This window comes from Ruegeria sp. AB5 (assembly GCF_056542645.1).
In genome coordinates, this window is the sequence record NZ_JBQGAE010000011.1 from 69,488 (window position 1) to 90,961 (window position 21,474).

The 21,474-nt window shown below is 59.4% G+C and carries 20 protein-coding genes; 12 read left to right on the forward strand and 8 right to left on the reverse strand.

The features are described 5' to 3' along the window. Position 1: 1 nt before the first annotated feature. Positions 2-559 (reverse strand): sigma-70 family RNA polymerase sigma factor, encoded by a 558-nt coding sequence (locus ACR0L4_RS17120; RefSeq protein WP_480514372.1) that lies wholly within the window; start codon positions 557-559, stop codon positions 2-4. Positions 560-808: 249 nt separating this feature from the next. Here ACR0L4_RS17120 and ACR0L4_RS17125 point away from each other — a divergent pair, with 249 nt between their 5' ends. The 4 genes from ACR0L4_RS17125 (at position 809) to ACR0L4_RS17140 (ending at position 2,610) form a co-directional block, all read left to right on the forward strand. After that, positions 809-1,579, forward strand: coding sequence for a DUF1365 domain-containing protein (locus ACR0L4_RS17125; protein WP_480514324.1), 771 nt, complete (start codon positions 809-811; stop codon positions 1,577-1,579). A gap of 86 nt (positions 1,580-1,665) precedes the next feature. Then, a complete protein-coding gene (locus ACR0L4_RS17130) occupies positions 1,666-1,983 on the forward strand; it encodes a DUF3775 domain-containing protein (protein ID WP_170751466.1) in 318 nt (105 codons plus the stop codon). A 139-nt stretch (positions 1,984-2,122) separates the two neighbouring features. Continuing rightward, positions 2,123-2,350, forward strand: coding sequence for a YjiS-like domain-containing protein (locus tag ACR0L4_RS17135; protein ID WP_170751468.1), 228 nt, complete (start codon positions 2,123-2,125; stop codon positions 2,348-2,350). 56 nt (positions 2,351-2,406) lie between these two features. Continuing rightward, positions 2,407-2,610, forward strand: coding sequence for a DUF1127 domain-containing protein (locus ACR0L4_RS17140; RefSeq protein ID WP_170751470.1), 204 nt, complete (start codon positions 2,407-2,409; stop codon positions 2,608-2,610). A 100-nt stretch (positions 2,611-2,710) separates the two neighbouring features. Here ACR0L4_RS17140 and ACR0L4_RS17145 read toward each other — a convergent pair whose 3' ends face one another. The 4 genes from ACR0L4_RS17145 to ACR0L4_RS17160 are packed head-to-tail and all read right to left on the reverse strand — an operon-like array spanning position 2,711 to position 6,203. Next, the gene (locus tag ACR0L4_RS17145) at positions 2,711-3,853 is read right to left on the reverse strand and encodes a saccharopine dehydrogenase family protein (RefSeq protein WP_480514325.1); all 1,143 of its coding nucleotides are present in this window, start codon (positions 3,851-3,853) and stop codon (positions 2,711-2,713) included. 3 nt (positions 3,854-3,856) lie between these two features. Beyond that, on the reverse strand, positions 3,857-4,912 hold the full coding sequence (locus ACR0L4_RS17150) for a saccharopine dehydrogenase (protein WP_480514326.1): 1,056 nt from the start codon (positions 4,910-4,912) through the stop codon (positions 3,857-3,859). Positions 4,913-4,926: 14 nt separating this feature from the next. Then, positions 4,927-5,541, reverse strand: coding sequence for a glutathione S-transferase family protein (locus ACR0L4_RS17155; RefSeq protein ID WP_480514327.1), 615 nt, complete (start codon positions 5,539-5,541; stop codon positions 4,927-4,929). An 11-nt stretch (positions 5,542-5,552) separates the two neighbouring features. Further along, positions 5,553-6,203, reverse strand: a complete 651-nt coding sequence (locus ACR0L4_RS17160; protein ID WP_480514328.1) for a histidine phosphatase family protein — start codon at positions 6,201-6,203, stop codon at positions 5,553-5,555. A gap of 138 nt (positions 6,204-6,341) precedes the next feature. Here ACR0L4_RS17160 and ACR0L4_RS17165 point away from each other — a divergent pair, with 138 nt between their 5' ends. From ACR0L4_RS17165 to ACR0L4_RS17195, 7 genes are all read left to right on the forward strand, one after another. Beyond that, positions 6,342-7,535 (forward strand): Zn-dependent hydrolase, encoded by a 1,194-nt coding sequence (locus ACR0L4_RS17165; RefSeq protein ID WP_480514329.1) that lies wholly within the window; start codon positions 6,342-6,344, stop codon positions 7,533-7,535. A 289-nt stretch (positions 7,536-7,824) separates the two neighbouring features. Beyond that, positions 7,825-8,919 carry a glycine cleavage system aminomethyltransferase GcvT gene (gene gcvT / locus ACR0L4_RS17170; protein ID WP_480514330.1) on the forward strand — a complete coding sequence of 365 codons (1,095 nt, stop codon included), beginning with the start codon at positions 7,825-7,827 and terminating at the stop codon, positions 8,917-8,919. A gap of 17 nt (positions 8,920-8,936) precedes the next feature. Continuing rightward, positions 8,937-9,302 carry a glycine cleavage system protein GcvH gene (gene gcvH, locus ACR0L4_RS17175; RefSeq protein WP_480514331.1) on the forward strand — a complete coding sequence of 122 codons (366 nt, stop codon included), beginning with the start codon at positions 8,937-8,939 and terminating at the stop codon, positions 9,300-9,302. Between the two features lie 111 nt (positions 9,303-9,413). After that, complete coding sequence (gcvP, locus tag ACR0L4_RS17180) at positions 9,414-12,269, forward strand: aminomethyl-transferring glycine dehydrogenase (protein WP_480514332.1); 2,856 nt, start codon at positions 9,414-9,416, stop codon at positions 12,267-12,269. Between the two features lie 198 nt (positions 12,270-12,467). Next, the gene (locus ACR0L4_RS17185; protein WP_480514333.1) at positions 12,468-13,622 is read left to right on the forward strand and encodes a phosphoserine transaminase; all 1,155 of its coding nucleotides are present in this window, start codon (positions 12,468-12,470) and stop codon (positions 13,620-13,622) included. 97 nt (positions 13,623-13,719) lie between these two features. Then, positions 13,720-15,315: a phosphoglycerate dehydrogenase gene (gene serA / locus ACR0L4_RS17190; RefSeq protein WP_480514334.1), complete on the forward strand. Its 1,596-nt coding sequence runs from the start codon at positions 13,720-13,722 to the stop codon at positions 15,313-15,315. A gap of 116 nt (positions 15,316-15,431) precedes the next feature. Continuing rightward, positions 15,432-16,163 (forward strand): metallophosphoesterase family protein, encoded by a 732-nt coding sequence (locus ACR0L4_RS17195; RefSeq protein ID WP_480514335.1) that lies wholly within the window; start codon positions 15,432-15,434, stop codon positions 16,161-16,163. Here the strand turns inward: ACR0L4_RS17195 and ACR0L4_RS17200 are convergent. Continuing rightward, the gene (locus tag ACR0L4_RS17200) at positions 16,150-17,667 is read right to left on the reverse strand and encodes a malonate--CoA ligase (RefSeq protein WP_480514336.1); all 1,518 of its coding nucleotides are present in this window, start codon (positions 17,665-17,667) and stop codon (positions 16,150-16,152) included. The genes ACR0L4_RS17195 and ACR0L4_RS17200 overlap by 14 nt on opposite strands. 156 nt (positions 17,668-17,823) lie before the next feature. On the opposite strand from ACR0L4_RS17200, the gene serB reads away from it, so the two are divergent. Next, positions 17,824-18,699, forward strand: coding sequence for a phosphoserine phosphatase SerB (gene serB / locus ACR0L4_RS17205; protein WP_480514337.1), 876 nt, complete (start codon positions 17,824-17,826; stop codon positions 18,697-18,699). Positions 18,700-18,705: 6 nt separating this feature from the next. Here serB and ACR0L4_RS17210 read toward each other — a convergent pair whose 3' ends face one another. Further along, positions 18,706-21,042 (reverse strand): caspase family protein, encoded by a 2,337-nt coding sequence (locus ACR0L4_RS17210; protein WP_480514338.1) that lies wholly within the window; start codon positions 21,040-21,042, stop codon positions 18,706-18,708. Then, positions 21,039-21,317, reverse strand: coding sequence for a hypothetical protein (locus tag ACR0L4_RS17215; RefSeq protein WP_480514339.1), 279 nt, complete (start codon positions 21,315-21,317; stop codon positions 21,039-21,041). Before ACR0L4_RS17215 ends, ACR0L4_RS17210 begins: the two co-directional genes overlap by 4 nt. Positions 21,318-21,474: the final 157 nt, after the last annotated feature.

Below are 21,474 nucleotides of genomic sequence, written 5' to 3' on the forward strand. Positions count from 1 at the left end.
CTCAGTTCATCGTGTGGCGCAAGCGGTCCAGCGCCAACCTTATGCGTGATTTAATCGTTCCCAGGGGCAACCCGGTCTGAGACGCAATCTCTCGGTGACTCAGGTCTCCGAAATACGCCTTCTCGATCAGTTCTCTTTGTGCCTCTGGCAACGCCAACATGGCGGTGCGCAGCTGCGCGGTTTCCTGTTGCAGCGCAATGACATCGTCCTGATCCGGCTCAGCCTCGGGGCCCCATCCCAGCTGTTCCGGTTCGGGGCGCCGCTGCTTGCGCAGGACGTCAATGCGCTTGTTCCGAGCGATGGTGAACACCCAGGTGGCCACTGTTGCCCGCGACGGATCGAACAGATGGGCCTTGTGCCACAAGGTTGCCATCACCTCCTGGGCGCATTCTTCGGCCAGCGTGGCGTCAGACCCTGATTTCATCAGGAACGCCTTGATACGTGGCGCGAAGTGCTGGAACAGTTCGGCAAAGGCCGCCTGATCCTGCGCATCCCGTATACGCCTGACATGGTCCACCCACTCGGTTCTGGTGTCGCAACTGTCTTTTGTTCCGTTCACCTGTCTTCCCTTGATGCGTTTCTTTGCGCGCCAAGGCTGAGGGGCGGCCCGTTCAGCCGCAGGTTCGTCCAAGGTCACGGAGTTGATCTCGGTAAACATAACCACATTACGACAAGCGGCCCAAGGCGGATCACTTTCACGCGACAAAATAATCCAATCCAGGCTAGATTTCGTATCAGTATTAACGTGCCTTTTCGGAAAAGAACGCCATTTGAACAGTTTAACGACATGAGCGGGATACAGGGCGACATGACAAATATCGACCACATTGCAGGTCACACCTATCATGGGCGCAAAGGCGCGATCCAGAATGCGTTCCGCTATTCGGTCGACTACATTCTTCTGGACCCCGAGGCCGATCTGACCACGCCGATGCTGTTCTCGGTCGATCAGGCGAATATTGCCAACTGGCGCAGTTCCGATCACGGCGGTGATCCGGGGCAGGGTGCGGGTGCCCCATGGTTGCGTGCGCGGTTTGACGAGATGGGCATTTCGCAACCGGCGCGGATCATGCTGCTCACACAGCCACGTGTTCTGGGACATGTCTTTAACCCGGTCAGCTTCTGGTTCTGCTTTGACAGCGACGCTCGGCTTTATGCGGTGGTGGCCGAAGTCACGAACACCTTCGGCACCCGTCACAGCTATGTGTGCCACAAACCGGACTTCTCGGTGATTGGGCCTTCTGATCGGGTCGTCGCCGACAAGCTGATGCATGTATCGCCGTTCCAGCAGATCGAGGGCCAGTATACGTTCCGATTTGACTACCGTCCGGACCGTGTCGGCGTTTGGATTGACTACGGGCGTGATGATGGCGGCCTGATCGCAACGCTGACGGGGCCGCGCCGGCCTCTGACCAACCGAACCATCCTTTGGTCCCTACTGCGCCGTCCGTTTGGCGCGCGGCGGACCTTCACCTTGATCGTGTGGCAGGCGCTGAAACTCTGGGCCAAAAAGGCACGCTTTCGCCCGTTTCGGAGCGCACCCGTACCGGACCATCCCGTATCGCGTGTCCGTCGATAGGACCCGTCGGTTTGCGTAAGATCAAAGACTCGGTTCCGTGAAATGGGTCTGATGGTTCCGAACCGCGAACACGAGGAGCTGATGAGATGTTGGAAATCTCGGCAAGAAAAGTCGCCCAGGTGGCCATGATGGGCCGCGAACTGAACCGCGCCGAAGGCGAATTGCGCGCTTTTGTCGACCGCATGAGCGAAGACGAACAGGCCGAACTGGTCGCCATCATGTGGATCGGCCGCGAGAGTTTTTTTGCAGAGGATTTGGCCGAAGCCGTTGCAACCGCAAAATCCGAAGCTTCGACGCCTTGTGTCGACTATCTGATCGGTACACCGCACCTGTCGGACCACCTCGAAAACGGGCTGGACGCTTTGGGCATATCTGCCGAGGATGTGGAAAACGACCTGATGTAACAACGGTCCTTGTTTTGGACGCGCAACAGCGCGCAAATCTTCTAAAGAAACCTTAATCTGGCGCTGCTGTCTTGTTAACGCTGCGTTCCTTTATTTGATGTCACTACGGAACAGAACATCGGATTTAGGAGGAAAAGACATGGCCCACACTCATACCGTAGAAGCCCGGAATGGACTCTTTGAAGGTCTGTTCTCAAACTACGCGGAAAAGAAAGTCGAGTATTTCCGACAGCATATTTTTTTGAACACGGTGCAAGATCTTGAAAAACTGACAGATCATCAGCTTGAGGATATCGGGGTCCCGCGAAGCGAGATCAAGCAACGCGCCTACCAAAGTGTCTACAACGGTGCTGCACTTCGACAGTGAATCTGATCTGCCGACAGTACGCCAACACCTGTTTTTCGAAGACCGAGGTAACCAGTATGTTTGACGCAATTCCGACAACCCATCAGCCAACCCCGTCTGCCACTGCATTGCTGCTGTTTGACCGTGCCATGCGCATCAGGGCCATCAGCCCGGATATCGTGCGCGCCGCGCAGTATCTGGACAGCCTGAGCGACAATCAACTGGCCGAGTTGGGGATAAACCGCAGCGATATCGAGGACACGATTCAGCGATACATTTGACGCTTGGGTCGGTTCAAGGAAAGCCAGACAAAGAAATGAGAAAGACACACACCTGAAGGCCATTCCAGATAGACTGGGATGGCCTTCTTACGTTGGTAAATCAGCCGACGTGATCCACGATCTGCAAATGCTGCGCCAGCGTGTCGATTTCTTTCATCCAGTTCTGCACCAGGCTCGGATCGCTGGGGGCTGCGTGAACACCGGCCGGTATGGCGCGGTTCAGAACGGCCTCGACGGCCAGAGAAACCGGAATCGATACCAGACGTGCCATGGCTGTACCGCGCGCGTCGCCCCAGGCGTCCATGACATAGGTTTTGTGCCAGACTTCAGTGCCGTCTTTCTGGGCCTTCAGGCCCACGCACAGAACGACGCGGTCAGGCTCGCCTTCGTCATAGGCGTTCTCGGCCCAGAACTGGTCGGACATTTCCCTAAGGCGCGCGTCACCTTCGGGTCCTGACAGCGTTTCGATTTCGTGGAACACGTCCGACCAAGCGTCGGCCCAGCCGTTCAGGCGCAAGGTGCCGCGCACGAATTCCTTGACCGGCCAGTGGTCTTCAAAATGGTACTGCGCCATGAAGGGCAGCGAGTCGCGGTTCGGGTAGACCTCGAAGCTTTCGGGCGCGGGCAGGGGGGCAATATAGCTGGTGATCGCGTCCCACGGACGAGCGACGTCCAATGGGGCATAGTCGCGGATTGATTTCGACGGTGAGCGCAGTGCTTTGAGCACGCCAAAAGGCGACCAGCTGAACTTGTAGCGGAACGGGTTCGGGTTCTTGGGAATACCACCGCAATACGAGATAAAGCTCAGGTGGTTTTGCGGATTGAACGCATCCGAGGCGCGGTAGTCGTCGATCAAAGCATGCGCCATCAGGTGGTCTATCCCTGGGTCCAGACCGACCTCGTTGACCAGCGCCACACCTGCTTCGCGCGCTTTGTCATCCAGCGCGCGCATCTCGGGCGCAATGTAGGAGGACGAAACAAAGTTGGCTTGTTTCGAGATCGCCAGTTCCGCCAATGGCACGTGCCATTCGCCGGGCAGCATCGAGACGATCACGTCACCTTTTTGCAGCACCGCGTCCAAGGCATCGATGTCAAAGGCGCGGATGTCGTCGGTCAGGTCCCCGACTTCGGCCTTGGCCTTCTCGATGGTTCGGTTCCAGACGGTGACCTTGTGCCCGCCTTCGATCAGGCGGCGCAGGCCGGGGATGGCCGACAGGCCGGTGCCACACCAGTGTATCGTCATCGCTCAGATCCCTTCGATATGAGTTTTGTAAGTTGCTTCTGCCCGACCCCAGACGCCACTGTCCAGATCGGCCAGGGTCAGCAGAGACGGCAGCAGTTGCGCGGCGTAGTCTTCCGAGCTTTCGACCGGCAGCATTGACGGAAGGTTGTCGATGGCCATGACATCCATCACCGGGTCGGTGGCCACGCGCAGCGCGGGGGCGTCCCACGTGGTTGCCCGGTCGTAGACGGGAACGGGGTTGTAGTCGCTGTCCGGGTCGCAGGCCACGTCGCCGATGGCGGTCAGCTTGCGCGGCGCCGTCAGCGCTTCGCGCGGCACAAAGACCGGGGTGCCGGGACGCGCGAAGATGCAGTTCAGGAACAGGTTGTGGTCGAGGATTTCAGGGAATGGTCCACCGCTGGCGGTCTCGGCCATGTCCCATTTGGTGACGACAACGCCCATCGCCTCGCATAAATCTGCGGCACCCGAGCCGACACGGCCCAAGGCCCCTACGACAATCGCGTTTGGCCGCGCCGCGCCTGTGGCGTCCAACTCGGCCAGCAGTTCGGCATTCAGGACCTCTTTGCCCGCATAGACGCCCACGGGCGGGCATCGCTCGCCGCGCTGTTGAGCAGCCCAGGTTTTGAGCGTGACAGCGGCACCGGCATAGCCCGCCCAATAGCCGAACGCCGCAACCCGGCGGCCGTTTTCATCGACCAGATATTCCAGATCATAAAGTGTGCCACGTCCGGCCTTGAACCGCTGCAACAGCGCGTGGCCCGAATGCTGACCCTTGTAGGCGTGGCCGAACATGATGTGGCGATGGGGCAGCGGTGTGGCGTCTTCGGGCAGTTCCTTGAGGCCAAAGATGATGGCCTGCGGTGGCGCTTTCGGCCAGGAATTCTCGGGTGCAATCTCACACCCGGCCTCCTTGTAACGCTTGATGCCAATGGCGCGAACCGAGCTGTCTTCGACTGTCACGCGGATACCCGCTGCAATCAGTGCTGCGGCACCTTCCGGGGTCAGCCCCACCCGTTCCTCGTTTGGACGTTGTTCCGCCCGGACCCAGAGATGTGTCATCGTGTTTCCTTCTGTCAGATCATCCCGGCGGCGCGCACGGCCCGAAGCGACGGACGCGCCTCGATCGCGTCGCGGAAGGTGAGGATTTTCGGAAAGGCCGAGACGTCAACGCCATCGCCCTCCAGCCAGCTGCAGACCACATACAGGTAGGCATCAGCGAGCGAGAATGCGTCGCCCAGCACAAATCGTCCGCGCAGCCCGTTTGAACAGATGTAGTCACAAGATGCGGTCATCGTCTGCGCAACCTTGTCTGCCATATCTTTCCAGCTGGATTTCTTGTCGGCCCAGCGGTGTCCGCGCATTTTGTGCGCGTGGTTCACATGCATGGTCGAGGCAAGATAGAACATAACCTCGCGCATACGCGCCGCCATGACAGGGTCCGAAGGGACCAGGCCGGCCTCGGGTGCCGTGGCAGCAACGTATTCCAGCAAGGCACCGGTTTCGGTCAGGATGCCCCCGTCGACAACCAATGCCGGAACGCGGCCCTTGGGGTTGATCTGCCTGTAGGCAGGCTTGGTCTGCTCACCATCGGCAAAGTCGAGCTTGATTGCCTCGTATTCCAGTCCGGCTTCTTCCAGCGCAATCGCCACGGCAACCGAGATCGTGCGGGGGGCATAGTAAAGTTGCATCCGGGGTCTCCTTACAGATGGGTCTGGGCGAACTGCCGGTCAGGGGCTTCAAGATGCGGAACAGCGTTGAACAGGACCGGGCTGAGATGCGGACCGATCGGGTGCAAACGGTGCAGCGACGTGTTCATGATCGCCAACGCCACCCGCGCCATTGATGGGATGTCCAGTCCCATCGCTTGTCGCACGACCATCGAAATCAACCCGCCCGAGGTCACAACGATGGCTGGCCCACCTCCGGTTCCGATTTCGCGCAAGGCATCGCTGACGCGGGTCTCGAAGTCCTGGAAGGTTTCAGGGGCGTTCTCGATCTTGCCGGTCGACCAGGCTTCGAATGTTTTGGGCAGATGTTCGACAAAACCTTCACGATCCGTTGGGATGTTTACGCCGTGCTGTTCCTCGAACAATTGCGCAAGGGTGAAATACTCGATCTCGTTCAGCCGGGCATCACGGACCGGGTCAGACAGCCCCATGCTGGCGGCGGTTTCCGCGTGGCGGGTCAGGGTGCCGCAATAGGCGCGGGTATAGTGGCTCCGGGTGTCGCGCAGATGCGCGCCCAGCCAGCGTGCCTGTTGATGGCCCAGATCGCTGAGTCTGTCATAGCTTATTTCGTCGCGCGCCGTCGTGTTTGCCTGCCCGTGACGCACCAATGTGATAGTTGACATGTCGGTCCCTCTTGCGCCGGAGTCTTAGGGCAGCTTCCACCCCGGGACCAGAGGGGTTCGCAGCCTGCCCGAAAAAATCCTCGCGCCGATCCGGTTTGTGGCTATGTTTGCGCTGTTGTTCTTGCCACGAGGGGACCCATGACCATTGATCAGCAGCGTTTTTTAGATGACCTGCACACATTGCGGGGATTTGGGGCTTCGGGTGTTGGAAAGGGCGTTGTGCGACCGGCCTATTCCGAAGCGGATATCGCTGCGCGCAAGTGGCTTGCCGGGCGGATGGCCGAGGCGGGTTTGTCCCCGCATTTCGATCCTGTCGGCAATCTTTTCGGTCTGGCCCAGGGGCAGTCGCTGCTGATGGGGTCGCATTCGGACAGCCAGCCCGAAGGCGGCTGGCTGGATGGCGCTTTGGGCGTGATCGCCGCGCTTGAAATCGCGCGCTCTGGCGAAAGGCCCATCTCGGTCGTCAGTTTTCAGGATGAAGAAGGCCGGTTCGGCGTCACCACGGGGTCGGCCGTGTGGTCAGGCGGGTTGCCGCTGGATCAGGCGGATGGGCTGACCGATGGGGCCGGCATCCGCTTTGACGCGGCCCGAGCTTTGATGGCGGATCTGTCAGAGGGGTTTGTCGACCCCGCGCGCTTCAGCGGATTTATCGAGATGCATATCGAACAAGGCCCGACATTGGACGCGGCGGGACAACAGATTGGCGTCGTCACCGACATCGTTGGTATCCGGGATATGAAGATTTCGTTCGAGGGGCAGCAGAACCACGCCGGAACCACACCCATGCATCTGCGCCGCGACGCCTTTCAGGCACTGTCCCTGTTCAATACCCGAATCAATGATCGGTTTCGCAATGTCGTGACTCCGCAAACGGTGTGGACCATAGGTCGCGTCGATCTGCATCCAAACGCGTCCTCCATCGTGCCCGGTCGTGTGCAGTTTTCAATGCAGTGGCGCGACGGGGACGCGGATCGTCTGGTACGGATGGAGGACATCATTCGGTCCACCTTGCAAGACGTGTCGAATGAGCTGGGCATGGTATTGGATCATGGCCCCATGTTGGGGCTGGAACCGGTGGCCATGAACCCGATGCTGCGTGCGGCGTTGGAGAGTGGGGCGGAACGGGTCGCACCGGGCGGATGGCGCAGAATGCCGTCGGGGGCATTGCACGATGCCACCAACGTCTCTCGCCTGATGCCTGTCGCTATGCTGTTTGTGCCGTCCATTGACGGAATCAGCCATGATTTCGCCGAAGACACGGCCGAGGAAGACCTGATCGCGGGGCTCAGGGTATTGGATCATGCCGTCGCGATGCTCGAAGCGCAATCGTGATTAAATTGGATAAATTAATGATTTTAATGGTGAAATTTCTCATTTTTTTAGTTTGGTGTTCAGGCCGTGCCTGCAGGTTTCGGCTTGCTCAGATGGTATGATGCAAGGAGTGTTGCCTAACGGAAAAAAGTTTCCTATAGGAACATTATTGATGCATGCGCCCGCATACTGGCTTGCTCCGGCACCGTCTGAAGACTGAAAACCGGGGCAGAATCGTTGCATAAAATGCAGTGATGATCAGACTGTCGGGACCGTGTCGTGACCCAGAGGTACAAGGAAGGTATCGACAATGACCACATTGAATCGCACGCCTCTTCATATGTTGCATGTTGAGTTGGGTGGAAAGCTGGTTGATTTTGCGGGATGGGAGATGCCTGTTCAGTATCCGATGGGGATTATGGGCGAGCATAAGCAATGCCGTGAGAAGGCGGCGGTGTTTGACGTGTCACATATGGGCCAGGTGGTTCTGCGGGGCGAGAATGTGGGTGAGAAGCTGGAAGCTTTGTGCCCGCAGGCCTATGCGACGCTGAAGCCGGGCAAGGCGCGGTACGGGTTTTTCACCAATATGGATGGCGGGATCATGGATGACCTGATCGTGTCGAACGCAGGCGATCACTATTTTGTGGTTGTGAACGCGGCGCTGCGGCATCAGGACATTCCACATATGCGTGACAAGCTCGACGGCGTTGAGGTGATCGAGATTTTCGACCGCGCGCTGGTTGCGGTGCAGGGTCCCAAGGCCGAGGACGTGGTGGGTGCGCTGTGCCCGGCCGCGCGGGACCTGAAGTTCATGGAGACCACCCTGGCCGACATCATGGGTGTCGAATGCCGCATCTCGCGGCTGGGCTACACCGGCGAAGATGGCTATGAGATCTCGATCCCCGAGGACAAGGCCATTGAGATCACCAAGGCCTTCCTGGCGCATGAGGACTGCGAACCGGCAGGTCTGGGCGCGCGCGACAGCCTGCGGCTGGAGGCGGGTCTCTGCCTCTATGGCAATGACATCGACCAGAGCACCTCGCCGATCGAGGCCAGCCTTGGCTGGGCGATCCAGAAGCGCCGCAAGGAAGAGGGTGGCTTTCCGGGCGCCGCGCGCATCCAGAAGGAACTGGCCGAAGGCCCTGCCCGCAAGCTGGTGGGCATCCAACCCGATGGCCGCGCGCCTGCGCGTCAGGGCGTGGAAATCCAGAGTGCTGAGGGCACCCCGATCGGTCAGATCACCTCGGGCAGCTTTGGCCCCACGGTCGGCGGCCCTGTTGCGATGGGCTATGTGAGCAAGGGTCATGGCGAGCCGGGCGAGACCGTGAACCTTATCATCCGGGGCAAGGCGCAACCGGCGCGGATCGTGGCGCTGCCCTTCGTCACCCAGAATTACAAGCGTTGAAGTCAGGAGAAAGACATATGGCGACCTACTATTCCGAAGAGCATGAATGGCTGACCGTTGCGGGCGACACCGCCATTTTGGGCATCACCAAACACGCCGCCGAACAGCTGGGTGAAGTGGTCTTCGTCGAGCAACAGGAAACAGGTGACGAGTTTGAAAAAGGCGGCGAGATCGGCGTCATCGAATCCGTCAAGGCAGCGTCGGAACTCTATGCGCCGGTTGATGGCGAGATTGCGGAAGTGAACGAGGCGCTGGCCGACAATCCCGGCGCGCTGAACGAAGACCCCGAAGGTGAGGCCTGGATCTACAAGATCAAGATTGCGGATGCGTCGCAGTTGGACGACCTGATGGATGAGGCGGGCTACAAGGCCTTCATCGGCTAAGCGCATCAGCGGGTCCTTTCGAGGATCCGCCCCTTCATCTGGCTAAAAATATCCCCGCCGGAGGCTCCTGCCAGAGCGGCCGGGCGAGACATTCCTTGAGGAGCATGACCTATGGCCTTCAAACTGACCGATTACGAAGCCTATGACTTCGCCAACCGCCGCCATATCGGGCCCAGCCCGACCGAGATGCGCGACATGCTCAAGGTGATCGGCTTCAAGACGCTGGACCAACTGATTGACGCCACCGTCCCGCCTGCGATCCGGCAGAAAGAGGCGCTGGACTGGGGTCCGGCGATGACCGAGCGCGATGCGCTCTTTCACATGAAAGAGGTGGCCAGCAAGAACAAGGTTCTGACCTCGCTGATTGGTCAGGGCTATTACGGCACCACCACGCCGGCGCCGATCCTGCGCAACATTCTGGAAAACCCAGCCTGGTACACGGCCTACACGCCGTATCAGCCCGAGATCAGCCAGGGCCGGCTTGAGGCGCTGTTGAACTTCCAGACCATGGTCAGCGACCTGACCGGTCTGGACGTGGCCAACGCCTCGCTGCTGGACGAAGCCACAGCAGCCGCCGAAGCGATGGCCATGGCCAAACGCGGTGGCCGCTCCAAGGCCAATAACGCGGCCTTCTTTGTCGACAAGAACTGCCACCCGCAGACCATCGCGGTCATCAAAACCCGCGCCGAGCCTCTGGGCATCGACGTACAGGTGGCCGACCCTGACACGCTGGATGCAGGCGCGGTCTTTGGCGCGATCTTCCAGTACCCCGGCACCCATGGTCATGTGCGCGACTTCACCGCCGAGATTGCAGCGCTGCATGAACATAAAGCCATCGCCATTGTCGCTGCCGACATCCTGTCGCTGGCGCTGCTGAAATCCCCGGGCGAGATGGGCGCGGATATCGCCATCGGCTCGACCCAGCGCTTTGGCGTGCCGATGGGCTATGGCGGCCCGCACGCGGCTTACATGGCGACCACCGACAAGCTGAAACGCTCGATGCCGGGCCGGATCATCGGTGTCAGCATCGACAGCCGCGGCAACAAGGCCTATCGCCTGTCGCTGCAGACCCGTGAACAGCATATCCGCCGCGAAAAAGCCAACTCGAATGTCTGCACCGCACAGGCGCTTTTGGCCGTCATTGCCTCGATGTATGCCGTTTATCACGGCCCCGATGGCATCAAAGCCATCGCGCAATCGGTACACCGCAAAACCTCGCGCTTGGCCGCCGGTTTGGAAGAGGCTGGCTTTGCCGTGGAACCAGAGGTGTTCTTCGACACCATCACGGTTGAGGTCGGTCCTCTGCAAAAGACGGTGATGGAGGCCGCCGTGGCGCGCGGCGTCAACCTGCGCAAGGTGGGTGACACGAAAGTGGGCATCAGCCTCGACGAACAGACCCGGCCTGAGACCATCGAGGCGGTCTGGGGGGCCTTTGGCATCGACCGCAAGGATGACAGCTCGAACAAGCAATACCGCCTGCCGGATTACGCGCTGCGCGAAAGCGCCTATCTGACCCATCCGATTTTCCACAAGAACCGGGCCGAGGCCGAGATCACCCGCTATATGCGCCGTCTGGCCGACCGCGACCTGGCGCTGGACCGGGCGATGATCCCGCTGGGGTCCTGCACCATGAAGCTGAACGCCACGATCGAGATGATCCCGGTCACCTGGCCCGAGTTCGGCAATCTGCACCCGTTTGTGCCGGAAGATCAGGCGCAGGGTTATCACGAGATGATTGCCGATCTGAACGACAAGCTGTGCCAGATCACCGGCTATGACGCGATCTCCCAACAGCCCAACTCGGGCGCGCAGGGCGAATATGCGGGGCTTCTGACCATCCGCAACTATCACTTTGCCCGTGGGGAAGGGCAGCGGAATGTCTGCCTGATCCCCACTTCGGCGCATGGCACCAACCCGGCCTCGGCCCAGATGGTGGGCTGGCAGGTGGTGCCGGTGCAGGCGGATGACAAGGGCAACATCGATCTGAACGATTTCCGCGCCAAGGCGGAAAAGTATTCCGATCATCTGGCCGCCTGCATGATCACCTACCCCTCGACCCATGGCGTGTTCGAGGAAACCGTGCAGGAGGTCTGCCAGATCACCCATGACCATGGCGGTCAGGTCTATATCGACGGGGCCAACATGAACGCCATGGTCGGTCTGGCCCAGCCGGGCAAGATCGGCGGCGATGTCAGCCACCTGAACCTGCACAAGACCTTCTGCATCCCGCATGGCGGCGGCGGCCCCGGCATGGGTCCGATCGGTGTCAAGGCGCATCTGACCGAGCATCTGCCGGGCCATCCCGAATACGGCACCGCCGTCGGTCCGGTCTCGGCAGCGCCCTTTGGCTCGCCCTCGATCCTGCCGGTGTCATGGGCTTATGTGCTGCTGATGGGTGGCGCGGGTCTGACGCAGGCGACGAAAGTGGCGATCCTGAACGCCAACTACATCGCGGCACGTCTGCAGGATGCTTATCCGATCCTCTACACCTCGGAAACAGGCCGGGTGGCGCATGAATGCATCCTCGACACGCGCCCGCTGGATGCCGAGGCGCATGTCACCGTCGACGACGTGGCCAAACGTCTGGTCGACAGCGGTTTCCACGCGCCGACCATGTCCTGGCCGGTGGCCGGCACCCTGATGGTGGAACCCACCGAATCCGAGCCCAAGGACGAGCTGGACCGCTTCTGCGACGCCATGCTGTCCATCCGCTCTGAAGCGCAGGACATCATCGACGGCACAATCGACGCGGAGAACAACCCGCTGAAAAACGCCCCCCACACTGTGCGCGATCTGGTCGGCGACTGGGACCGCCCCTACACCCGCGAACAGGCCTGCTTCCCTCCGGGCTCGATGGGCGTCGACAAATACTGGTCCCCCGTCAACCGCGTCGACAACGCATACGGTGACCGAAACCTCGTCTGCACGTGCCCACCCATGGAAGACTACATGGAAGCAGCCGAATAACACAAAACAAAGCCCTGCCAAGAAATTGGCCGGGTTTTTCGCTGATCGGAAACCTGTGTTCCCATCTGCGCCCTTTTGAGGCGTCGTTTTCCGTGCTCAAAGCGTCTTTTTCGCTTGCTGCATCTGCAAAGACCCCATAACCCCGTCCGTGGGACACCCCTCCCCAACGAGGGGCGTGTATCTGGAAGGGTAATACACATGACTATTGAACAACCGGTCACGCGGCCGGCGAATCCGCGTTTTTCTTCGGGCCCCTGCGCCAAACCCCCCACATTTGATCTGACCAAACTGGCTGACGCGGCGCTTGGCCGTTCGCACCGGGCTGCCGTTGGCAAGGACAAGCTGAAAGCGGCCATCGAAGGCACGCGCGAGCTGCTGGGTATACCGGCGGACTACAAGATCGGCATCGTTCCCGCCTCGGACACCGGCGCGGTTGAGATGGCCCTGTGGTCGCTGCTGGGTGAACGCAAGGTCGAGATGCTGGCCTGGGAAAGCTTTGGTGCCGGTTGGGTCACGGATGTGATCAAGCAGCTGAAGATCGAGGCCGAGGTAAAAACCGCCGACTATGGTCAGATCGTGGATCTGGCTTCAGTCGATTTCGCCAATGATGTCGTCTTTACCTGGAACGGCACAACCTCGGGCGTGCGGGTACCGAACGGTGACTGGATCGCCAATGACCGTCGGGGTCTGACGATCTGCGATGCGACCTCGGCGGCGTTTGCGATGGACCTGCCTTGGGACAAGCTGGATGTGACCACCTTCAGCTGGCAGAAGGTTCTGGGTGGCGAGGCCGCGCATGGCATGCTGATCCTGTCCCCTCGCGCAGTGGAACGGCTGGAAAGCTACACCCCCGCATGGCCCCTGCCGAAGATTTTCCGCCTGACCAAGGGTGGCAAGCTGATCGACGGTATCTTTACCGGTGCCACGATCAATACGCCCTCGATGCTGGCGGTTGAGGACTATCTGTTCGCTCTGGACTGGGCGCGCTCGGTTGGTGGGCTGCAAGGGCTGATTGATCGCGCGGACGCCAATGCCGGTGCGGTGTATGCGTTTTGCGACCAGAATGACTGGATCGCCAATCTGGCCGACGACCCGGCGACGCAGTCGAACACCTCGGTTTGTCTGAAATTTACCGACGCCCGCATTCAGGACGGCGCTGCCTTTGCCAAAGCTGTGGCCAAACGTCTTGAGGCCGAGAACATCGCGCTGGATATCGGCGCCTATCGTGACGCGCCTGCGGGTCTGCGCATTTGGTGCGGCGGCACGGTCGAAACCTCGGATATCGAGGCGATGTTGCCTTGGCTGGCATGGGCCTTTGAGGCCGAGATCGCGGTGCAGTCTGAGGCTGCCTGATATCCCAGCGCCGGGCTGAAGCCCGGCCTACACAATCGAATTGTAGGGCGGGCTTTAGCCCGCCACCCCCCCCAGAACTCTTCAAAGGACCACCAATATGGCCCCCAAAGTACTCGTTTCCGACAAGCTCAGCGAAACCGCCGTACAGATCTTCCGCGATCGTGGCATCGACGTGGATTTCATGCCCGATCTGGGCAAGGACAAAGACAAATTGGCCGAGGTGATCGGTCAGTATGATGGCCTTGCCATTCGTTCGGCCACCAAAGTGACGCCAACCATTCTTGAAAAGGCGGACAAGCTGAAAGTCATCGGCCGCGCCGGAATTGGCACCGACAATATCGACAAAGAGGCTGCGTCGAAAAAAGGTGTGATCGTCATGAACACGCCCTTTGGCAACATGATCACCACCGCCGAACATGCGATTGCGATGATGTTCGCCGTGGCGCGGCAGATCCCCGAGGCCAGCACCTCGACCCATGCGGGTAAGTGGGAAAAGTCCAAGTTCATGGGGATCGAGCTGACCAACAAGACCCTCGGCGTGATCGGGGCGGGCAATATCGGCGGGATCGTGTGTGAGCGCGCGCTTGGCCTGAAGATGAAGGTTGTGGCCTATGATCCCTATCTTGGCGAAGAGAAAGCCGCGCAGATGGGTGTGGAAAAAGTCGAATTGGACGAGCTGCTGGCCCGCGCTGACTTTATCACTCTGCACGTTCCGCTGACGGATCAGACGCGCAACATCCTGAGCCGAGAAAACCTGACGAAAACCAAGAAGGGCGTGCGGATCATCAACTGCGCGCGCGGTGGTCTGGTCGACGAAGACGCGCTGGCCGAGGCGCTGCTCTCCGGTCACGTTGCCGGTGCGGCCTTTGACGTGTTCAGCGAAGAACCCGCCAAGGAAAACGCGCTGTTCAACCTGCCCAACGTGGTCTGCACGCCGCATCTGGGTGCCGCCACGACCGAAGCGCAGGAAAACGTCGCGCTGCAGGTGGCCGAGCAGATCTCGAACTACTTGCTGACCGGCGCGGTGGAAAACGCGCTGAACATGCCCAGCGTCACCGCCGAAGAGGCCAAGGTCATGGGCCCCTGGATCAAGCTGGCAGGGCACCTGGGCAGCTTCATCGGCCAAATGACGGACGAGCCGATCAAGGCAATCAACATCCTTTATGACGGTGTCGCGGCCGAGATGAACCTGGCGGCACTCAATTGCTCGGTCGTAGCGGGGATCATGAAAAAGTTCAATCCCGAGGTGAACATGGTCTCGGCCCCGGTTGTGGCGAAAGAGCGTGGTATTCAAATCTCGACCACCAACCAGGACAAATCCGGTGCCTTCGAAGGCTACATCAAGGTAACCGTCGTGACCGAAAAGCGTGAGCGTTCCATCGGGGGCACGGTGTTCAGCGACGGCAAGCCACGCTTCATCCAGATCAAGGGTATCAATATCGATGCCGAGATCGGTGCGCACATGCTCTATACCACCAACGAAGACGTGCCGGGCATTATCGGTGCGCTGGGCCAAACCATGGGCGAAAATGATGTGAACATCGCCAACTTTACCCTTGGCCGGTCTGCGGCAGGGGGTGAGGCGATCGCGCTTCTCTACGTGGATGAGCCGGTTCCGGCTGAGGCCCGCGCCAAGCTGGCCGAGACGGGCCTATTCACCCAGATCAAACCGCTGGAGTTCGATGTCGCGTAACGAGTGTTGAGTTTCTGAGACATCTTCCGCCCGTGCCGCGTATGGCGCGGGCTTTTTCTTTTGTGCAAAGGCACTTTGCGGCACAACACAGGCAATCCAACCACAAAGGACTTGGCATGACATCCCCGATCTACGCCGTTGGTGATTTGCACGGGCAAGTCGCCGAATTCGACCGGGTTCTTGCTCTGATCGCACAGGATGGCGGGACGGACGCGCGTGTTGTGTTTCTGGGCGACTATGTGGATCGTGGCCCCGACAGCGCCGGAGTGATTGATCGCATGATCCATGGCCGCGATGGGGGCAGGGACTGGATCACGCTGCTGGGCAATCACGACCGGATGTTCGCGTGGTTCATGGAAGACACCCCACGGCATGATCCGCATCTGCTGGTCGGGTATCACTGGCTGCATGATCGGTTGGGCGGGATGGAAACGCTGCGCAGCTATGGCGTTGAATTCGAAGGCCAAATTCGACTCGCAGATCTGCATGCGATGGCCAAGGCTGCGGTTCCCCGGTCGCATATCGCGTTTCTACGCGATCTTGTAGCACTGTATCAGACGGCTGATCTGGCGTTTGTTCATGCGGGCATTCGACCGGGTATTGCATTGAACGAGCAACAGGAAAACGATCTGGTCTGGATACGAAAGACCTTTCACAGCCATTGCGATGCCCATCCGAAGCTGATCGTTCACGGCCATACGCCGGTGGATCATGCCACGCATTACGGCAATCGCATCAACCTGGATACGGGCGCCGGATATGGACACCCGGCCAGTGTTGCCGTGTTCGAGGGCAGGCAGTGCTGGCAGTTGACCGTTGCGGGCCGCGTTGCTCTCACGACCGAGTGAACCTGTCCTTGTAGCGTTCACGCAGCTGGTTTTTCTGGACCTTGCCCATCGTGTTGCGGGGCAATTCGTCCAGCAGGATCAATTCTCGCGGATGTTTGAAGCGGGCGAGGTCGGTTTGGACCAAAGCCATGATCGCCTCAAGGTCTGGCGTCTGGTCTGGTGCAGGCACTACTATTGCCAGCACGGTCTCTCCGAAATCCGGATGCGGCACGCCGATCACGGCGCTTTCCAGCACGCCGGGCTGGTCGTCCAGAAGCAGCTCGATCTCTTTGGGGTAGATGTTGAAGCCGCCCGAGATGATCAGGTCCTTGCCGCGACCTACGATGTGAACATAGCCGTCCTCATCCACACGACCCAGATCGCCGGTGACGAAGAACCCATCTTCGCGCAGCTCAGCGGCGGTTTTTTCGGGCATCTGCCAGTAACCGCTGAACACGTTGGGGCCACGCACCTCGATCATGCCGATCTCGCCCTGTGGCAGGGTTTCACCGCTTTCCGGGTCTGTCACTTTCAATTCGACATCCGGCAAAGGGAACCCGACCGTTCCCGCGCGGCGTTCGCCGTCATAAGGGTTTGAGGTGTTCATATTGGTTTCGGTCATGCCGTAGCGTTCCAGGATGCGGTGACCGGTGCGGGTTTCGAACCGTTCATGGGTTTCGGCCAGCAGAGGCGCCGAGCCAGAGATGAACAGCCGCATGTGGTGCGCCAGATCGCGGGTGAAACGGGCATCACCCAGCAAGCGGGTATAGAAGGTTGGAACCCCCATCATGGATGTCGCCCGGGGCATCAGGCGCAGCATGTTGTCCAGATCAAATTTGGGCAAAAAGATCATCGATCCGCCCGAGGCGAGGATCACGTTTGTTGCCACAAACAGACCATGGGTGTGAAAGATCGGCAGGGCGTGCAGCAGCACATCGTCCTTGGTAAAGCGCCATTCCTGCACCAGCGTTTGTGCATTTGACAACAGGTTGGATTGCGTCAGCATCGCACCCTTCGAGCGTCCTGTTGTACCAGAGGTGTACAGGAAGGCGGCCAGGTCGTCCCCGGTCCGTTTAACCGGCTCGAAGGCGGGCAACATCCCCAATGCCCGCCGCATCAGACTGCCCGAGCCATCGGCGTTCAATGTCTCCAACCTTGCGTTCTGAGCCTGTGCAATTGGATCCAGCGCGTCTTTGTTGGACGCATCGCAGACCACCAGCGCGGCACCGCTGTTTTCGATGAAATAAGCCAGTTCGGCGGATTTGTACGCGGTATTCAGGGGCAGAAAGATCAACCCTGCTTGCGCGCACGCCGCATAGAGTGCCAGCATTTCGGGCGATTTCTCGACCTGAACAGCCACCCGGTCGCCCGGTTCCAGCTCAAATCCGGTCAGGGCATTTGCGATCCGGGCGGCAATGTCCAGAAACTCGGAATGGGTGATGATACGCCCATCAGGCAAGTGCAGAAACGGCGTTTTCCGACCCGCGTGAATGCCGAACAAGCGATCATAAAGCGGGTTGGCCATTCCTTAGTCCTTTCTGCATCGCGTAACCTGAATCTGGCTTGGTTTCCCAAGGTCGTAAAGCCCCGATTCCCGGATAATTCGGCGTTGCCTCCAATCGAACTCTGGTGAAAATGCTGCACCTGCGATATGCGCAGTGCAAATGGCCGGAGACCTGACATGTACGTTGCAACTTTGCTGACCAACCCCACCGCACCGTCTCTGGAGATCCCGGTCGTTGAGGCGCTGCGCAACGCCTGGGGCGGAGGAGAGATCACGTGGTTGAGCCAAGGTGAAGCGGCCGAGTTCACACTGACCGAGATGCCGGACAATCGCTGGGATGTCTGGGAGGATTTGCAGGACATGCGCATCGATCTGGTCGTGCAATCTGCCAAACTCCGCCGCAAGAAAATGCTGCTGGCAGATATGGATAGCACCATGATCCAACAGGAGTGCATCGACGAGCTTGCCGATGAGGCCGGTGTAGGTGAACGGGTCAAGGACATTACGGCGCGCGCCATGAATGGCGAACTGGATTTCGAAGGGGCTTTGATCGAGCGTGTCGGTCTTTTGAAAGGATTGGATGAGGCGGTGATTGCTCAGGTTCTGAATACGCGGATCACCCTCATGCCTGGCGGGCGCGAACTGGTTGCAACCATGCGGGCGGGTGGCGGCTACGCAGCTTTGGTGTCGGGCGGGTTCACGGCCTTTACGGCGCGCGTGGCCGAGTTGTTGGGCTTCGACGAGAACCGCGCCAACACACTGCTGGTCGAAAACGGTCAGTTGACCGGCGATGTGAAGCGCCCAATCCTGGGGCGGCAAGCCAAGGTCGAGGCGCTGGAGCGCATTACCGCAAAGCTTGGCCTGTCCGAGGATGATGTGATCGCGGTGGGCGATGGGGCCAATGATCTGGGCATGTTGGGGCGGGCCGGAGCCGGGGTTGCCTTGCACGCAAAACCATCGGTTGCCGCAGAATGTGATGTGCGGATCAATCACGCAGACCTGACAGCACTGCTTTACATCCAGGGTTACAGAAAATCAGATTTCCAGATCTGAAGTGGCCTAGAACAAGTCAAAGCGCACCGGGTTCTGCGCCCAATACACGCGCGCGGCCAGCAACAGGCGCGCCTTGGGGTCATTGGCGGCGGCATAGGGGACAGGAACGCCGAATTTTGCGCTGATATTCTCCAGCGCGGCCAATGTTGCCGGGCCGACCTGGCCGTCGACGCTGACATTTTCACCCAATTCGTTCAGGGCCAATTGCAACGCCCGATCCAGATCAGCACGCGACCGCGCATCCAACTGTGACTGCGCCTGTGCTGCGGGTTCCTCGTTGGGCAGCAACGCTGCTTTTGCGGCGCGCAGCGCGGCGTCGGCCGGGCCTTTTCCGGGCACCTGACCATCCAGGATAATGTATGCGCCGTTTGCACCGCCCCACGCGTCTCCGCGTTCCAGCGACGTGTCATACCATTTCAGGGCTTCCGAGCGGGTTCGCCCCGGCAACTGGTCTCGCAGGATCATGCGGGCGATACTGGCGGGTGCGGTGGGGTGCCCACCCTCGGCAGCAGCAAGGAAGTAGGATTCCGCCTTAGCGAAATCGACCGGGTTACCGCCCAGCCCATTCAAAGAGACATAGGCCAGATTGTCATACCCATAGATATCCTGACGCAATTCGGAGGCGCGCAGATAACGCATGCCACGCTCGGGGATATAGTGATCTGAGTTTTCTCGCAAAAAATACAGACCCAATTCGTTCATCGAAAAGGTATGCCCAAGCTCAACCGAGCGTTCCAGCAACTCGAACCCGCGTTTTTTGTCTTCGACCGTTTGGCCCTCGCGCAGTAGCTGTTTGCCCAGGCTGTGCATGGCATAGGGGTCTTGCTCGGCAGTGGCGAGTTCCAACAAATCGCGAGCCTTTTCGGGATCATACGGTGTCTTTGTGACCGCCCGGTCTATCCTGTCGGTTTGCAGCAGGGTCGCCAAGGCATACTTGGCGCGGATATGCCCGCCGTCGACGGCCGCGGAAATGTTGTCATAGGCTCCGGCCACGTTCCCTGCGGCTTGCTGCAGACGCCCCAGTTGATACTGGAATCTTGCGTTCCCGGGATAGTCTTCAACCGCTTGCGAGCATGCGGCCAGGCCCTTGGTGATATCCAACTCGTTTGGCAGGCGGAACACGCCAACGCCGTTGAGGTCCAGCGCGTCACCCGCTTCGAGATCACACACGTTCATTCCAAGCTCAAGAGAGACTTCGACGGTCTGTCTGGTTTGATCTGCGGTGACAACCTCAACTGCGAATGTGTCGGCAAAGTTCGTTTTGGCCAGATCGACTGCGCGTGTGTCTGTAATCTCTGGTGTGTAGACAAGCGATCTGTCACTTGCGCTGACAACGCCCCGGTCGGCTGTTTCGGTCACGCGCACATCGACAATGTCCCGACCCAAGGCCTGGGCCAGACTTTGCGACAATGGTACAGTTTTGTCGAACTGGTAGCTGAGCGCAATTGATTGAGGTGCGCTTTCCTGCAAGTCTTCCTGTTCGATCTCAACCTCTTGCTGCGCCAAAAAAAACGGGCGCACCAAAGTAGAACTTTCCCAAGGGATCTGCTGTCCGGCGGTTTTGGTGTGAACTCTCTCGCGAATGACCGGAAACAGTTGCTGAATATTCTGGAACGGCGAGGATTGGGCGGTCTCCAGTACGGCCGCGGTATAGGGGCTGTTCTGACCGATCTCTCCATCGCTGGCCACCGCGCCCGGCGAGGTCGAATAGGCCACAAGAGAATTCAAAGGCGTTTTGAACACGTCGAACCCCTCGCGGGTTTCGAACAGGTTTGCATCAAGATCGGCGGCCAGCCTGAGATCCTGAAACGGATTGTCCCGGCACGAATCCAATATCGCAACATGGGCAGCACTGCGCGCGGACAGGGTGTCGATCACGCGATCCAGCGTCATTGTGGCCAAGGGTACATCATAGATGCTTTCGAATTTTGCGTCCACGGGCAGCAGATAGTTCCGCCGCCCGATCTGAATGCCGTGGCCTGCATAGTAGAACAGCACATCCGCGGAATCCGGAATGTTCAGGACTGCCGTGCGGATCAATTCTTCAAACTCGCGTTTGCTGAGATCATAGCCGTCATAGACGCGGAAATTGAAACTGCGCAGCATGTCCGCGATGTCTTCAGCGTCTTTCCTGGCGTTGATCAGATCACCGACATTGGCATAGTCCTGATTGCCGATGACAATGGCAATCCGATTGGCCGTGCCTGTCGCCTCACCAGTTGTCGACAGAGCTTGTGCAGCAAGACAGCTTGCGGAAAGGGCAAGAAGGGACGCTGCAGCCAGAACTTGGCGCACACCCGTGTTCAGCCCAAGCCAAGGCATGTGTCGTCCTTTCTGGCTCAACCCCAGCTTCCGCCGCCGCCACCTCCGGATCCGCCGCCGCCTCCACCGCCGCCTTCACCACCACCATCGCGGTCATACGCGTTTGGCGTTGTCTCGGCTGGCGAGGGGGTTTCGGTTGTGGTCGCAGGTGCAGAAGCCTGCGCGGGCGCTGACGCTGCAGCGGGTTGGGCTGCTGTCTCAGGCGGGTCGGCGACTTCGGTTTGAGACCAGGGTGTCGTACACCCGGCGACGGCTAACATTCCAAGAAAAAACAATGATCCCGACGCTTTGTGCATCTCAAACCTCCTCAATGAACTCATAAACAGCTTAAAGTGCGAACATATTAGCATATCTTTTTTGGCCTGTGCACCCGTCTTTCATTTGATTGCGATGTGGCACGACAGAGTTCATCCATAAGTAGAGTGCTTTCTTTAATTTAACGGATGTGTTAAA

What these genes read in the sequence shown, in the direction of transcription:
- ACR0L4_RS17125 (WP_480514324.1), top strand. Translation starts at nt 809, where the DNA reads ATGACAAATATCGACCACATTGCAGGTCACACCTATCATGGGCGCAAA.
- ACR0L4_RS17130 (WP_170751466.1), top strand. Translation starts at nt 1,666, where the DNA reads ATGTTGGAAATCTCGGCAAGAAAAGTCGCCCAGGTGGCCATGATGGGC.
- ACR0L4_RS17135 (WP_170751468.1), top strand. Translation starts at nt 2,123, where the DNA reads ATGGCCCACACTCATACCGTAGAAGCCCGGAATGGACTCTTTGAAGGT.
- ACR0L4_RS17140 (WP_170751470.1), top strand. Translation starts at nt 2,407, where the DNA reads ATGTTTGACGCAATTCCGACAACCCATCAGCCAACCCCGTCTGCCACT.
- ACR0L4_RS17145 (WP_480514325.1), bottom strand. Translation starts at nt 3,853, where the DNA reads ATGACGATACACTGGTGTGGCACCGGCCTGTCGGCCATCCCCGGCCTG.
- ACR0L4_RS17150 (WP_480514326.1), bottom strand. Translation starts at nt 4,912, where the DNA reads ATGACACATCTCTGGGTCCGGGCGGAACAACGTCCAAACGAGGAACGG.
- ACR0L4_RS17155 (WP_480514327.1), bottom strand. Translation starts at nt 5,541, where the DNA reads ATGCAACTTTACTATGCCCCCCGCACGATCTCGGTTGCCGTGGCGATT.
- ACR0L4_RS17160 (WP_480514328.1), bottom strand. Translation starts at nt 6,203, where the DNA reads ATGTCAACTATCACATTGGTGCGTCACGGGCAGGCAAACACGACGGCG.
- ACR0L4_RS17165 (WP_480514329.1), top strand. Translation starts at nt 6,342, where the DNA reads ATGACCATTGATCAGCAGCGTTTTTTAGATGACCTGCACACATTGCGG.
- gcvT (WP_480514330.1), top strand. Translation starts at nt 7,825, where the DNA reads ATGACCACATTGAATCGCACGCCTCTTCATATGTTGCATGTTGAGTTG.
- gcvH (WP_480514331.1), top strand. Translation starts at nt 8,937, where the DNA reads ATGGCGACCTACTATTCCGAAGAGCATGAATGGCTGACCGTTGCGGGC.
- gcvP (WP_480514332.1), top strand. Translation starts at nt 9,414, where the DNA reads ATGGCCTTCAAACTGACCGATTACGAAGCCTATGACTTCGCCAACCGC.
- ACR0L4_RS17185 (WP_480514333.1), top strand. Translation starts at nt 12,468, where the DNA reads ATGACTATTGAACAACCGGTCACGCGGCCGGCGAATCCGCGTTTTTCT.
- serA (WP_480514334.1), top strand. Translation starts at nt 13,720, where the DNA reads ATGGCCCCCAAAGTACTCGTTTCCGACAAGCTCAGCGAAACCGCCGTA.
- ACR0L4_RS17195 (WP_480514335.1), top strand. Translation starts at nt 15,432, where the DNA reads ATGACATCCCCGATCTACGCCGTTGGTGATTTGCACGGGCAAGTCGCC.
- ACR0L4_RS17200 (WP_480514336.1), bottom strand. Translation starts at nt 17,667, where the DNA reads ATGGCCAACCCGCTTTATGATCGCTTGTTCGGCATTCACGCGGGTCGG.
- serB (WP_480514337.1), top strand. Translation starts at nt 17,824, where the DNA reads ATGTACGTTGCAACTTTGCTGACCAACCCCACCGCACCGTCTCTGGAG.
- ACR0L4_RS17215 (WP_480514339.1), bottom strand. Translation starts at nt 21,317, where the DNA reads ATGCACAAAGCGTCGGGATCATTGTTTTTTCTTGGAATGTTAGCCGTC.